This is a genomic window from Streptomyces sp. CGMCC 4.7035, assembly GCF_031583065.1.
GTDB classification, from domain to species: Bacteria; Actinomycetota; Actinomycetes; order Streptomycetales; family Streptomycetaceae; genus Streptomyces; species Streptomyces yaanensis.
Genome location: NZ_CP134053.1, coordinates 3,929,942 through 3,942,590, shown reverse-complemented (window position 1 = coordinate 3,942,590; position 12,649 = coordinate 3,929,942). Strand labels below are relative to the sequence as shown.

Annotated in this window: 11 protein-coding genes and 2 pseudogenes; 6 read left to right on the top strand and 7 right to left on the bottom strand. The window is 69.8% G+C overall.

Annotated elements, in window-relative coordinates; genetic code table 11:
- Positions 1 to 50 precede the first annotated feature (50 nt).
- The gene (locus Q2K21_RS16890; RefSeq protein WP_310771590.1) at positions 51 to 1,307 is read left to right on the top strand and encodes a sensor histidine kinase; all 1,257 of its coding nucleotides are present in this window, start codon (positions 51 to 53) and stop codon (positions 1,305 to 1,307) included.
- Positions 1,304 to 2,032 carry a response regulator transcription factor gene (locus tag Q2K21_RS16885; protein WP_310771588.1) on the top strand — a complete coding sequence of 243 codons (729 nt, stop codon included), beginning with the start codon at positions 1,304 to 1,306 and terminating at the stop codon, positions 2,030 to 2,032. The genes Q2K21_RS16890 and Q2K21_RS16885 overlap by 4 nt, the downstream gene beginning before the upstream one ends.
- Positions 2,033 to 2,097: 65 nt before the next feature.
- On the opposite strand, the gene Q2K21_RS16880 is transcribed toward Q2K21_RS16885, so the two are convergent.
- Positions 2,098 to 2,625: an STM3941 family protein gene (locus Q2K21_RS16880; RefSeq protein WP_310771586.1), complete on the bottom strand. Its 528-nt coding sequence runs from the start codon at positions 2,623 to 2,625 to the stop codon at positions 2,098 to 2,100.
- 147 nt (positions 2,626 to 2,772) lie between these two features.
- On the opposite strand from Q2K21_RS16880, the gene Q2K21_RS16875 reads away from it, so the two are divergent.
- Positions 2,773 to 4,218 (top strand): glyceraldehyde-3-phosphate dehydrogenase, encoded by a 1,446-nt coding sequence (locus tag Q2K21_RS16875; RefSeq protein WP_310771584.1) that lies wholly within the window; start codon positions 2,773 to 2,775, stop codon positions 4,216 to 4,218.
- Positions 4,219 to 4,553: 335 nt separating this feature from the next.
- Positions 4,554 to 4,964: a VOC family protein gene (locus Q2K21_RS16870; protein WP_310771582.1), complete on the top strand. Its 411-nt coding sequence runs from the start codon at positions 4,554 to 4,556 to the stop codon at positions 4,962 to 4,964.
- 39 nt (positions 4,965 to 5,003) lie between these two features.
- On the opposite strand, the gene Q2K21_RS16865 is transcribed toward Q2K21_RS16870, so the two are convergent.
- The 3 genes from Q2K21_RS16865 to Q2K21_RS16855 form a co-directional block, all read right to left on the bottom strand.
- Positions 5,004 to 5,900 carry a hypothetical protein gene (locus Q2K21_RS16865; RefSeq protein ID WP_310771580.1) on the bottom strand — a complete coding sequence of 299 codons (897 nt, stop codon included), beginning with the start codon at positions 5,898 to 5,900 and terminating at the stop codon, positions 5,004 to 5,006.
- 176 nt (positions 5,901 to 6,076) lie between these two features.
- The gene (katG, locus tag Q2K21_RS16860) at positions 6,077 to 8,293 is read right to left on the bottom strand and encodes a catalase/peroxidase HPI (RefSeq protein ID WP_310771578.1); all 2,217 of its coding nucleotides are present in this window, start codon (positions 8,291 to 8,293) and stop codon (positions 6,077 to 6,079) included.
- Between the two features lie 39 nt (positions 8,294 to 8,332).
- Positions 8,333 to 8,770 (bottom strand): Fur family transcriptional regulator, encoded by a 438-nt coding sequence (locus Q2K21_RS16855; protein WP_310771576.1) that lies wholly within the window; start codon positions 8,768 to 8,770, stop codon positions 8,333 to 8,335.
- 530 nt (positions 8,771 to 9,300) lie between these two features.
- Between Q2K21_RS16855 and Q2K21_RS16850 the strand changes: the two genes are divergently transcribed.
- A complete protein-coding gene (locus tag Q2K21_RS16850; RefSeq protein WP_310771574.1) occupies positions 9,301 to 10,080 on the top strand; it encodes a CAP domain-containing protein in 780 nt (259 codons plus the stop codon).
- A gap of 62 nt (positions 10,081 to 10,142) precedes the next feature.
- Here Q2K21_RS16850 and Q2K21_RS16845 read toward each other — a convergent pair.
- Both Q2K21_RS16845 and Q2K21_RS16840 read right to left on the bottom strand, forming a co-directional pair.
- Positions 10,143 to 10,949, bottom strand: a pseudogene (locus tag Q2K21_RS16845) (MFS transporter); the annotation flags it as partial.
- A gap of 86 nt (positions 10,950 to 11,035) precedes the next feature.
- Positions 11,036 to 11,302, bottom strand: a pseudogene (locus Q2K21_RS16840) (helix-turn-helix transcriptional regulator); the annotation flags it as partial.
- 219 nt (positions 11,303 to 11,521) lie between these two features.
- Between Q2K21_RS16840 and Q2K21_RS16835 the strand changes: the two are divergent.
- The gene (locus tag Q2K21_RS16835; RefSeq protein ID WP_310771572.1) at positions 11,522 to 11,659 is read left to right on the top strand and encodes a hypothetical protein; all 138 of its coding nucleotides are present in this window, start codon (positions 11,522 to 11,524) and stop codon (positions 11,657 to 11,659) included.
- Positions 11,660 to 11,668: 9 nt separating this feature from the next.
- Here the strand turns inward: Q2K21_RS16835 and Q2K21_RS16830 are convergent, their stop codons facing one another.
- Positions 11,669 to 12,634, bottom strand: a complete 966-nt coding sequence (locus Q2K21_RS16830) for a D-2-hydroxyacid dehydrogenase family protein (protein WP_310771570.1) — start codon at positions 12,632 to 12,634, stop codon at positions 11,669 to 11,671.
- Positions 12,635 to 12,649: the final 15 nt, after the last annotated feature.

The window sequence follows — 12,649 nt, the reverse complement described above, 5'->3', positions numbered from 1 at the left end:
AGACTCGGACGCCCTGTCCGAGTGGATCAGTCCGTCGAGGGGGATCTGCCGTGCCCGACCGCGCTGCCGCCCACACACCACCGACGGTCCGCGGCACCCGGTTCGCCCTCGAACGCGTCCCGCACCTCGTCTTCTTCCTTGTCGTGGGTGCCGCCGTCGTGCGGCTCGTCCATCTGCGCAGTCCGCTGTGCTGGGACATGGTCGCCGTCAGCGGGCTGCTGGCTGTGGTGTACGCGGCCGGGATGGCGCTGTGGCACCGCCTCGGTCGGATCGGCCGTCACGCCTGGGTCCTGGTGCTGCTCCTCCTCTGGTGCGTCCTCGTGCTCCTCGCTCCGGCACCGCTGACCACCGCGTACGCCTGGTGCGGCGTACCGCTGGCCTGTGCCGCGCTGCGTGCCCTCGGCCGGCGTTGGGCCGCCGTCGCGGTGGCCGCGATCACCGTGGTCCTGGGCGGGCAGCTGATCCGGACCACCGGCCGGTTCGACCCGGAGATGGCGCTCGTTCCCGTGGCGGCCGTCTGGGGCACCGTGGCCCTCTACCGCGCGCAGCAGCGGGACGCCACCGAACGCCAGCGCCTGGTGGAGCAGTTGCGCAGTACGCGCGACGTCCTGGCGGAGCAGCAGCGCCTGGCAGGCATGCTGGCGGAGCGCACGCGGATCGCCCGGGACCTGCACGACACCCTGGCCCAGGAACTCGCCGGCAGCCTGATGCTGCTCCAAGCGGCCGAGCGGGACTGGGAACAGCGGCCCCACGTGGCCCGCACCCGCATCCGTGCGGTCGCCGACGGTCTGGACGCCAATCTCGCCGAGACCCGCCGGATCATCGAGGGCCTGACCCCGTCCGCCGTCGCCGAGGCCGGGCTCGAGGGCTCGCTGCGCCTGTTGTGCGCCCAGACCGGGAAGGACGGGACCGCGGCGCAGGTGCGCTTCCGCTCCGTGGGAGACGGTCGCCCGGTGATGGACGAGCAGGCCGCCGCCACCCTCTTCCGCGTCGCGCAGAGCACGCTGGCGAACGTGCGCGAGCACGCGCACGCGGTGAACGTGCTGGTCACCCTCCACCACCAGGCAGACCGGGTCGAACTCGAAGTGCGCGACGACGGCGTCGGATTCGACCCCGCCGAGGCCCGGGCGGCGACCCGGCCGAGCCGCGGCTTCGGTCTCCCCGCCGCCCGGGCTCGCCTGCGCGAATGCGGTGGTGATCTGCGGGTCACCAGCGCACCGGGCCGCGGCACCCGGGTCCGGGCCGTGGTGCCCGCACGTCCGGCGTCCCGCCCGCTCGCGCCCATGAGCTCGGCGACCGCCGGATGACCGCCCCGCCGGTCCGCCTGCTGATCGCGGACGACCACGCCGTGGTACGGGCCGGGCTGCGGGCCCTGCTGGACGGCGAACCGGATCTCGCCGTGATCGCGGAGGCGGGGAGCGGCGAGGAAGCCGTGCGGCTCGCCGTCCGGCTGACGCCCGATGTCGTGCTGATGGACCTGCGGTTCGCCGGCCCGGGGGCGGGGATCGACGGAGTCGAGGCGGCCCGCAGACTCGCCGCCGAGGCGCCGGACATACCCGTGCTGATGCTGACCAGCTACTCCGGTCGTACCGATGTCGTACGCGCGCTGGAGTCGGGCGCACGCGGCTACGTACTGAAGGCGGGACCTCCCGAGGAACTCTTCCGGGCGGTTCGCGGCGCGGCCACCGGCAGCATGGCCCTTGCCCCCGAGGTCGTCGCCGAACTCGTCGGCCAAGTGGTCCGTCCGGAGCACGATCTGACCGGGCGGGAGATAGAGGTCGTGCAACTGATGGCACAAGGCCACAGCAACCGCGCCATCGCGCAGTCCCTCTTCCTCAGCGAGGCGACCGTCAAGACACACCTGGTGCGGATCTACCGGAAGCTGAAGGTCGAGAACAGGGCGGCAGCCGTGTCCGAGGCCGTCCGCAGGGGACTCCTCGACCTCGACCGACCACAGCGGTCGCATTCCCCGCGCACACCCTCCGACCGCCGGACAGCCAAGTCGCCACAGGACGAGCGTCGCCTACCCTGACTGATGCCGCTCTCCGACGGGCTCCCGGCATATGTGGTGCCGCCGGGAACGATCAGGGTGCGCGCCTACCGTCTGATCGTCAGCCCGGGGTGGTGGCGCCGCATGGCCGCCACCACCCCGTCCAAGTCCACCGGGAGCGTGATCGCGGAGATGGTGGCGGGGCTGTAGCCCAGGCGCAGGTTGGCCTTGCCGGCGATGCGAGCCATTCGGGGTGCCCGTGCCAGGTAGGCGGCCGGGTCGTGGAGCACCAGCTCGATCACTCGCTGGGAGCCGGTACGGACCTTGATCTCCCGGATCCCGACCGCGGCGATCTCCGGCCAGCGGATCGATCCGAGCATCACATGGGTCAGGCCCTCGGCGGTGAGCACCAGTTCGGGCCGCCGCCGCAGGAGGCGACCGATCGTCAGGCAGGCGCACAAGCCGAAGAACAGCACGGCGGCCGCGCCCCCGAGTGTGGCCTTCAACGTGGCGTGTTCGATCAGCAGCCAGACGCCCAGCGCCACGAACACGATCGAGCCCAGAGCCACGAGCGAGGTGCGACCTGTGGAGGAAGGGAAGGTGGTCTCTGGCGTGGGCACGGGTTCGGTGGTCACGCGACGACACCCTAGGGCAGTTCGCCGGCGTACGTGGGGACTGGTGGGACAACCCGTCGCGGTCCTCGTGAGGAGGAGGTACCGGGACGGGCGTGATCCAGGCAGGGGGTTAGCATATGAGCGCCACCTAGCTCGAAAGATGGATCTGTGACTGTCAACGAGGACTCGTTCACCAACTGGAAGAACCGCGAGGAGATCGCGGAGTCGATGATCCCGATCATCGGGAAGCTGCACCGGGAGCGGGACGTCACGGTCCTGCTGCACAGCCGCTCCTTGGTGAACAAGTCGGTGGTCAGCATCCTCAAGACCCACCGATTCGCCCGGCAGATCGCCGGGGAGGAACTCTCGGTCACCGACACCCTGCCGTTCCTGCGGGCTCTCACCGCGCTCGACCTCGGCCCCTCCCAGATCGACATCGGCATGCTCGCCGCGACGTACAAGGCCGACGACCGTGGTCTCAAGGTGGACGCGTTCACCGCCGAGGCCGTCGCCGGCGCCACGGGCGCCAACAAGATCGAGCGCGGCGAGGGGCGCGACGTCGTGCTCTACGGCTTCGGCCGCATCGGCCGCCTCGTGGCCCGCCTGCTCATCGAGAAGTCCGGCTCGGGCAACGGCCTGCGGCTGCGCGCCATCGTCGTCCGCGGGGGCGGCGAGCAGGACCTGGTCAAGCGGGCCTCGCTGCTGCGCCGCGACTCCATCCACGGCCAGTTCCAGGGCACGATCACCGTCGACGAGGCGAACAGCACGATCGTCGCCAACGGCAACGAGATCAAGGTGATCTACGCCGGTGACCCGTCGGAGGTCGACTACACGGCGTACGGCATCAAGAACGCCATCCTCATCGACAACACCGGGAAGTGGCGCGACCGCGAGGGCCTCTCGCAGCACCTGCGCCCGGGCATCGACAAGGTCGTCCTGACCGCGCCCGGCAAGGGCGACGTCCCGAACATCGTGCACGGTGTCAACCACGACATGATCAAGCCGGACGAGCAGATCCTGTCCTGCGCGTCCTGCACCACCAACGCGATCGTCCCGCCGCTGAAGGCGATGGCCGACGAGTACGGTGTGCTGCGCGGCCACGTGGAGACCGTCCACTCGTTCACCAACGACCAGAACCTGCTGGACAATTACCACAAGGCCGACCGTCGCGGCCGCTCGGCGCCGCTCAACATGGTCATCACCGAGACCGGCGCCGCCTCCGCCGTCGCCAAGGCGCTGCCGGACCTCAAGGCGCCGATCACCGGCAGTTCGATCCGGGTCCCGGTGCCGGACGTCTCGATCGCGATCCTCAGCCTGCGGCTCGGCCGTGAGACCACCCGCGAGGAGGTCCTCGACTACCTCCGCAACGTCTCGCTGACGTCCCCGCTCAAGCGCCAGATCGACTTCACCACGGCCCCCGACGCGGTCTCCAGCGACTTCATCGGCTCGCGCCACGCCTCGATCGTCGACGCCGGCGCCACCAAGGTCGACGGGGACAACGCGATCCTCTACCTCTGGTACGACAACGAGTTCGGCTACTCCTGCCAGGTCATCCGCGTCGTCCAGCACGTCTCGGGCGTGGAGTACCCGACCTACCCGGCCCCGGCGGTCTGAAGCCGGGACCTGCGGTAAGGGCACCACGCGTGATGCCGCCGACCAGGGCCCCTGATCGGCGGCATGACGGCCCGGGCAGCCGCTGCTCGAACACCGCGCCCGGCACGTGCTCGGGGGCCGGCGCGACCATCCCGCCCGACAGGTCCACGCCGACGGCCTCGAAGCCCGCATCCGCCAGCCGGCGGCCTGACCCGTACGGTCGAGCCCTGTGCTCCCGTAATCGAGCTTGCTGGTAGAGCTGCTCATGAGATGTCTGCCTTTGGCGCCTCCTGTGCGATTTCTCCATAAGTCGTACAGCCTTGGCACAGCCGACAAAACTCCGAGGAGCGACCAGGATGGCAACCGCGACACCGCAGAAGATCACGACGTTCTTGATGTTCGAGGGGAAGGCCGAGGAAGCCATGACCTTCTACACCTCGCTTTTCGACGACGCCGGGATCATCGACGTCAGCCGCTACGGCGCCGACGCACCGGGCGAGGAGGGCACCGTGCAGCACGCCACGTTCTCGCTCGCCGGCCAGCGCTTCATGTGCATCGACAGTGCGACGAAGCACGACTTCGGTTTCACTCCGGCCGTCTCGCTCTATGTGCAGTGCGAGGACGAAGCCGAGATCGACCGCCTCTACGCGGCCCTCGCCGAACACGGCGCGGAACTGATGCCGCTGGGGTCCTACGGCTTCAGTACCAAATTCGGCTGGGTGAACGACCGATTCGGTGTCTCCTGGCAGCTGAACCTGCCCTCTTAGGCAAGCGCACGAGCCGACTCCGATCCCTGTCCTTCTCGCTCACGACTCGCGGCGCGTCTGCTCGGCGAGCTGCCGGGCGTGTGTGGCGGCATCCTTGGCCCGGCGCCGGGCTTCGCGCACGGCACCCTCGGTGTCCCTCGTGTGCTCGTGGGTGTGCCGGGCGGCGTCCCGGGCCTGGCGCTGCTCGCTCTCGGCTTCCTTCAGCTGCCGGGACAGGTCGGCGACACGCTGCTCCGCCTGCTGCTGCCGCGCCTTCACGCGGCGCTGCTCCTCCTGCGCGGCTGCCAGTTCCTCCTCGCGGTCATGCAGCTCCCGCTCGGCTTCCGCGGCTCGCTGCCGGGCCTGCTCAAGCCGCTCCCGCTGCTCCCGGCGGCGGGTGCGCGCGGCATCCAGGTCGGCCACCCGGCCGGCGGGCTTCGGGCCGCGGCGAGCAGCCGAAGGCGCCGCGGGCGCCCGGGTGAGGGCGGGGAAGCCGACCGGAGCGCTCAGCGGCTTGGTCAAACGCCCCTGGGCCCACTCCCCGGCCGCCTCCGGGTCGCCCAGGACCGCATGGAGGGTCTCTTGGACCTCGCGTTGTGCGTCTTCACTGATGCGCTGCCCGGCCTGCGCGGTCAGCGTGCCGGCCTCCCGGGCCAGAGTGAAGGTCACGTGTCGTTGCTGCGCGGACAGCTCCCGCAGCTGCTCGCCGTCCAGATCCCGGTGTGCCTGGCGCAACGCCTCCCCGAGCCGGAGGAGACGCCTGGCCTCCTCCGGCCGCTCGCGCACCAGCAGATTGCCGGCCCACGCCGCCAGGGTGGGGCGGCGCAGACGCCGGATACGGTCGGCCAGCTCCTGGTCCCCGGCGGCGCGGGCGGCCTTGGCACGCTCGTCCCGGGTGGCGATGAACTCGCTCGGCGGCAGGCCGTACAGCTCGTCTGCGACAGCGTCCAGATCCACCGCTTCCCTCCAGCTCACCCCTCCATTAGGCAGCCACACTCAGGATTTTCTCACTCGCGCCCCGCGGGTCGGGTCTTCTCGGGGCAGGCCGGAGGGCGCAGGTCGCCGGCGCCGATCCGGAAAGCAGGACGTCCGGGTCGGCCCGCGCGGGCCGACCCGGACGTCACTGACCGGACTCAGACGAGGTCGAACCGGTCGAGGTTCGAGACCTTGACCCACGCCGCGACGAAGTCCTTCACGAACTTCTCCTTCGCGTCGTCGCTCGCGTAGACCTCGGCGAGCGCGCGCAGCTCGGAGTTCGAGCCGAAGACGAGGTCGGCACGGGTGCCGGTCCACTTGACCTCGCCGGTGGCCGCGTCACGGCCCTCGAAGGTGTTCCCGTCGCCGTTCGCCGACGACCACGTCGTGCCCAGGTCGAGCAGGTTGGCGAAGAAGTCGTTGGTCAGCACGCCGGGGGTCTCGGTGAAGACGCCGTGCTGCGACTGCTGGTGGTTCGCGCCCAGGACGCGGAGACCACCGACGAGGACCGTCAGCTCGGGGGCGCTCAGGGTGAGCAGGTTCGCCTTGTCGAGCAGCAGGTACTCGGCCGGCAGGCGGTTGCCCTTGCCGAGGTAGTTGCGGAAACCGTCGGCGGTCGGCTCGAGCGCGGCGAAGGACTCGGCGTCCGTGTGCTCCTCGGTCGCGTCGACACGGCCCGGGGTGAAGGGCACCTCGACGTCGTAACCGGCGTCCTTGGCGGCCTTCTCCACGGCCGCGGCGCCGCCGAGGACGATCAGGTCGGCCAGGGACACCTTCTTGGCGCCGGAGTTGAACTCCTGCTGGATGCCCTCGAGGACGCGGAGGACCTGCGCGAGCTGGTCGGGGTCGTTGGCCTCCCACCCGCGCTGCGGCTCCAGGCGGATGCGCGCGCCGTTGGCGCCGCCGCGCTTGTCGCTGCCGCGGAAGGTGGAGGCGGACGCCCAGGCGGTCGAGACCAGCTGGGAGACGCTCAGACCCGAGTCGAGCAGCTTGGCCTTGAGCGCGGCGACGTCGGCCGCGTCGATGGCCTCGCCCTCGGCCTCCGGCAGCGGGTCCTGCCACAGCAGCGTCTCCGCCGGGACCTCCGGGCCGAGGTACAGCGACTTCGGACCCATGTCGCGGTGGGTCAGCTTGTACCAGGCACGGGCGAAGGCGTCCGCGAATTCCTCCGGGTTCTCGTAGAACCGGCGGGAGATCGGCTCGTAGATCGGGTCGAAGCGCAGCGACAGGTCGGTGGTGAGCATCCGCGGGCGGTGCTTCTTCTCCGGGTCGAAGGCGTCCGGGACGATCTCCGGGGCGTCCTTCGCGATCCACTGGTGGGCGCCGGCCGGGCTCTGGTCGGGCTCGTACTCGTACTCGAAGAGGTTCTTGAAGAACCCGTTGCTCCACTGGGTCGGGGTCGCGGTCCAGATGACCTCCAGGCCACTGGTGATGGCGTCCTTGCCCACGCCCGTGCCGAAGGTGCTCTTCCAGCCCAGGCCCTGCTCCTCGATGGAGGCGGCCTCGGGGTCGTTGCCCACGTGGTCGGCCGGGCCGGCGCCGTGGGTCTTGCCGAAGGTGTGACCGCCCGCGATCAGGGCGACCGTCTCCTCGTCGTTCATCGCCATGCGGCGGAACGTCTCACGGATGTCACGGGCCGCGGCGATCGGGTCCGGGTTGCCGTTGGGGCCCTCCGGGTTGACGTAGATGAGGCCCATCTGGACCGCGCCGAGCGGGTTCTCCAGCTCGCGGTCGCCGGTGTAGCGCTGGTCGTCGAGCCAGGTGGTCTCGGGACCCCAGTACACGTCCTCCTCGGCCTCCCAGACATCCTCGCGGCCGCCGCCGAAGCCGAAGGTCTTGAAGCCCATCTGCTCCAGTGCGACATTGCCCGTGAGGATCATCAGGTCGGCCCAGGAGATGCTCTGGCCGTACTTCTTCTTGACCGGCCACAGCAGGCGGCGCGCCTTGTCGAGGTTGCCGTTGTCGGGCCAGCTGTTGAGCGGGGCGAAGCGCTGCTGTCCGGCCCCGGCGCCGCCGCGGCCGTCGCTGATGCGGTAGGTGCCCGCGCTGTGCCAGGCCATACGGATCATCAGCGGGCCGTAGTTGCCGAAGTCGGCGGGCCACCAGTCCTGCGAGGTGGTCAGCACCTCGGCGATGTCCCGCTTCACGGCCGCGAGGTCGAGGTTCTTGAACGCCTCGGCGTAGTCGAACTCCTCACCGAGCGGGTTGGCCACGGCGGGGTTCTTGGCAAGGATCTTCAGGTTGAGCCGCTCGGGCCACCACTGGCGGTTTCCGCCGCCCTGAGTCGGGTGCAGGGCGCGTCCGTGCGCGACCGGGCAGCCACCTTCGCCCTCCGCCTTCGCGTCGGTCACGATGGCATCAGGGTTCTCAGCCATGGAAATTTCCTTCCTGAAAATCTAGGGAGATCACACTGCTCAGGAAATACGGGCGGTGGAACAGTCGGGGCACAGGCCCCAGTAGATGACCTCGGCCTCGTCGATCGAGTAGCCGTGGTCGTCCGACGCGGTCAGGCAGGGGGCCTCACCGACCGCACAGTCGACGTCAGCGACGGCACCGCACGACCGGCACAGGATGTGGTGGTGGTTGTCCCCGACGCGTCCCTCGAACCGGGCCGGGCTACCGGCCGGCTCGATGCGGCGTACGAGGCCCGCCGCGGTGAGCGCGTGGAGGGCCTCATACACGGCCTGAAGGGATATATGGCCTACGCGGTCACGCACCCCGGAGGCGATCGCCTCGACGCCGAGGTGGTCACCGCCCCGGACGGTTTCGAGCAACGCGACGCGAGCGGCCGTCACCCGCAGGCCGGCACCGCGCAGCTCCTCGGCGGTGGTCGGAGTCCGGGATGCGGTCATGGCGCCCAAGCTACCCGCCCAAACACGAACAGTTCAAGAAAACGAATGCCCCAAGTTTGGGGGCCGCGCCCGGCCGACAAGTCAGGCCGATGCGCCGTCGAGGACTGCCGGACACAAGAACCCTGGTTCCGTGACATCCGTCACACGAACTCGGGGAACTGAGCGTGCCGAATAGTAGATGCCGCTCTGGTGACATACGGGAATTGTCCGACTTGGCATAGGTGCATTTCACGCCGGACTTGACGGCACTCTCCCCGCTCGGCGCGTTCACCCGTTCTCGAAGGAAACCAGCGGTTTCTGACGGGACGACAGAATTCCGCAAAGACGACAGAAGTCGGGCCAGCACGCCTCCACGCCCATGGCAAGGGCCGCTCAAAACTACGAAGCAAGGTAGTACGAAGGCTCTTTGCATTCCCTGTGGAGCCGTCCTAAGAATGACGACCCGCAGGACGTCTTCGCAGTTCAGAAGCGCAGTGTGCGCCGAGCCGGTCGCACCAGGGGCGCTCGCCGATTACCGAGTGAGGTCACGCATGGGGAAGCATCGCGAAAAGAAGCGCTACCGGCGGATAGTCATCGCTGCCGTCACCATGAGCGCCGTGGGCGTTCCGGCCGTCGCCATGGCCTGTGCGGACTGGCAGGACAACGGACAACATCATTTCTACAGCGCCAAGAAAAACGCGGCCAAGGATTGGCGGAACCACGCCGACCGGGCTCGTGACTGGAACGGCGACAAGCACATCAAGTCCACTTGGGGAGCACCAAAGACCGCGACCCCCTCTGCGAGCACTCCGAAAACCACCGCACCGCAGACCACCGCGCCGACGCCCAGGACCACCGCGTCTCCCAGCACTCCGAAGGCCACCGCCACCGCCCCCGCCCCCGCCTCCGCGACCCCCACCTCGCCGAGCACCCCGAAGGCCACCGCCACGGCGTCCGGGGCCGCCGCTCGCGTCGTGGAACTCGTCAACGCCGAGCGCAGCAAGGCAGGTTGCTCGCCCCTGACCCTGAACGCGACCCTGACCAAGGCCGCACAGGCACACAGTGAGGACATGGCGGCCCACCAGAACATGTCGCACACCGGGTCCGACGGGTCCTCCCCCGGCGACCGGATCACACGTGCCGGCTACAACTGGAGCGCCTACGGCGAGAACGTCGCCTACGGCTACGCCACTCCCGAGCAGGTCATGGCGGGCTGGATGTCCAGCCCCGGCCACAAGGCCAACATCCTCAACTGTGGGTTCAAGGAGATCGGCGTCGGACTCGCACAGCCCAACAACTACTGGACCCAGGACTTCGGAACCGCCCGGTAACCGGCTCCTGTTGGGCTGTGGCAAGCACCCGTGGTCGCCCTTGGTGTCCCGCTCAGCGATGGTCAGGGACGGGAAGAGAGTGCGGCGTTGGTGTCGTCTCCCGTCGGACGCGCCGCAGTCTCCGGCCGCAGCGCGGCGGGTTCGGGCAGGGCGCGGAACAGCAGCCAGTTCAGTGCGGGCATCAGGATGAGAGGTGCCAGGGCGGTCTGCGGGGACGTCGCGTCGGCGAGGCTGCCGATCGCGGGGCTCGCCAGACCGCCGGCACTGACGGTCAGGCCGAGGGTGATCCCGCTGGCGGTGCCGACCCGCGAGGGCAGGTAGTCCTGACCGAGCGTGACCTGAAGCGAGAAGGGGACATACAGGCCGGCCGAGGTCAGTGCCACGAACACATACAGGGCCGGGCCCGGCGCGAACACCACGCCTGTGACCGCTGCGATCGTGATGAGGTAGGACCAGCGGGAGACCGTTACCCGGTGCCAGCGGTTTGCCAATATGCCGCCCAGCACCGACCCGACAGCGCCGCCGAGCCCGACCGCGCCGCCGAGGTAGAGCACGAACAGGGCCGCGATGCCGGCGGCCGTGCTGCCGTCCATGCGTTGCTCGGCGTACAGCGAGATGAAGGTGCTCAGTCCGACGAGGACGATCGAGCGGAACACCACGGCCAACGACAGCTTCACGAAGGACGCTGTGTCGTCGCTTCCGGCCGCCGCCGTCGAACCGGTCCCGGCGGTCCGCCTTTCTTCCATGGCGCGCACCACGGGCAGACACAACGCGGTGCCGGCGAGTGCCGGCAGCACCAGCAGCGGCGTCCAGCGCAGCCCGCCGGTGGCCACGACGGTGGCGACCATGAGCGGGGCCAGCGCGAAGCCCGGTCTCCGTCGCCGGGCATTGAGGACGCCGCTTCGCATGCGGGCGGCATCGACATCCCGCGCGTAGACAGGGCTCGCGCACCTCGTCAGCTCGTTGGATGGGAGCCCGGTGTGTGGCCGAGGGCGCGCCGGAAAACGTCGATGAACGCGCTGGCGGACGACCAGCCGCACTGGTGCGCCACCGCGGTCACCGGTGTCCTCTCGGCCAGCAGGACCAGTGCGTGGTGGAGGCGCAGCTGGGTGCGCCACTGCGGGAACGTCATGCCGAGGTCGCTGCGGTACAGCCTGGACAGGGCGCGATCGCTCGCTCCGACTTCCCGGCCGAGTTCGGCAAGGGTGCGACCGTCGGCCGGGGCCCACCGGGGCGCCGAGCCGGAGGGCCTGCCCTGCGTGGGGAGCGCGACAACGGCGCCGTCGAGCGGGCCCTCGAAGCCCTGCGCGGCTGCTCAGGGCACCGACAACGTCCTGACCCCCGATGCGCGAAGAGCGCGGACGGGCGAGCATCCAGTGAGCGATATCGACATTCACACCACCGCGGGGAAGCCGGCCAGGGTGGTGAGCTGGGCGGTGTCGTGGGAGCCAAGGGGCCCGGCGAGGCGTCGCTCAATGACGACGATGACGCGGTCGGCGGAGGTCAGGACTTCGCGACCGGCGTCGGTCAGGTGGAGTTCCTGTACACCGCGGTGGCGTGGCTGCGCTCAGGAAGGTGATGCGAGTGCTCAGCCGGCCGTCAGCAGTCGTATGGGGGTATCGGCGAGAAAGGCCGTGATGTCTTCCACCGCTTGCGTGTAGAAGGTGCGGTAGTTCTGCTCCGTGACGTAGCCGAGGTGCGGAGTGGCCAGCACGTTCGGCAGGGAGCGCAGGGGGTCGTCGGCAGGGAGCGGCTCGGTCTCAAAGACGTCGAGCCCCGCCCCTGCGATCCAGCCCTCGCGCAGGGCGCGCAGGAGCGCCGTTCGGTCGGCGATGGCGGCGCGGGAGGTGTTGACCAGGTAGGCGTGAGGGCGCATGGCGCGCAGTTCCGGCTCACCGAGCAGTCCTCGGGTGCGGTCGGAGAGGACGAGGTGGATCGACACGAAATCGCTGTGTCGCAGCAACGCCTCCTTGCTGACAGCGAGTTGGGCTCCGGCGTCGGCTGCTCGCTCGGCGGTGAGGTTCTCGCTCCAGGCGAGGACCTCCATGCCGAAGGCAGTGGCGACGCGGGCCACCCGCGTGCCGATCTTGCCGAGTCCGAGCAGGCCCAGGGTCCGGCCGGCGAGGTCCTGGCCGACGGTGGACTGCCAGGGGCCACCCTCGCGCAGGGCCCGGTTCTCGGCTGTGATGTGCCGGCCGAGGCCGAGGATGAGGGCCCAGGTCAGTTCGACGGGCGGGGTGGAACTGCTCGCCGTACCGCAGACGGTCACGCCCTGGGCCGCCGCGGCGGCGAGGTCGATGGAGGCGTTGCGCATACCGGTGGTCACCAGCAGACGCAGTCGGGGCAGGCGGCGCAACAGGTCCGCGTCGAAGGGGGTGCGCTCCCTCATGGCCACAATGATCTCGCAGTCGGCGAGCTCGGCCACGAGCTTGTCCCGGTCGGTGAGGTGTTCGCGGAGCGTGCGTACCTCGACCTTGTCGGCGAGGGCGTTCCAGTCCGCCAGGGTCAGGGCGGCGCCCTGGTAGTCGTCCAGCACAGCGCAGTTGAGGGTCATGCGGACATTCTGCCT

Excerpts from the sequence above, each read along its gene's own strand:
- Q2K21_RS16885 (WP_310771588.1), top strand. The coding sequence starts at position 1,304 with ATGACCGCCCCGCCGGTCCGCCTGCTGATCGCGGACGACCACGCCGTG.
- Q2K21_RS16870 (WP_310771582.1), top strand. The coding sequence starts at position 4,554 with ATGGCAACCGCGACACCGCAGAAGATCACGACGTTCTTGATGTTCGAG.
- katG (WP_310771578.1), bottom strand. The coding sequence starts at position 8,293 with ATGGCTGAGAACCCTGATGCCATCGTGACCGACGCGAAGGCGGAGGGC.
- Q2K21_RS16855 (WP_310771576.1), bottom strand. The coding sequence starts at position 8,770 with ATGACCGCATCCCGGACTCCGACCACCGCCGAGGAGCTGCGCGGTGCC.
- Q2K21_RS16850 (WP_310771574.1), top strand. The coding sequence starts at position 9,301 with ATGGGGAAGCATCGCGAAAAGAAGCGCTACCGGCGGATAGTCATCGCT.
- Q2K21_RS16830 (WP_310771570.1), bottom strand. The coding sequence starts at position 12,634 with ATGACCCTCAACTGCGCTGTGCTGGACGACTACCAGGGCGCCGCCCTG.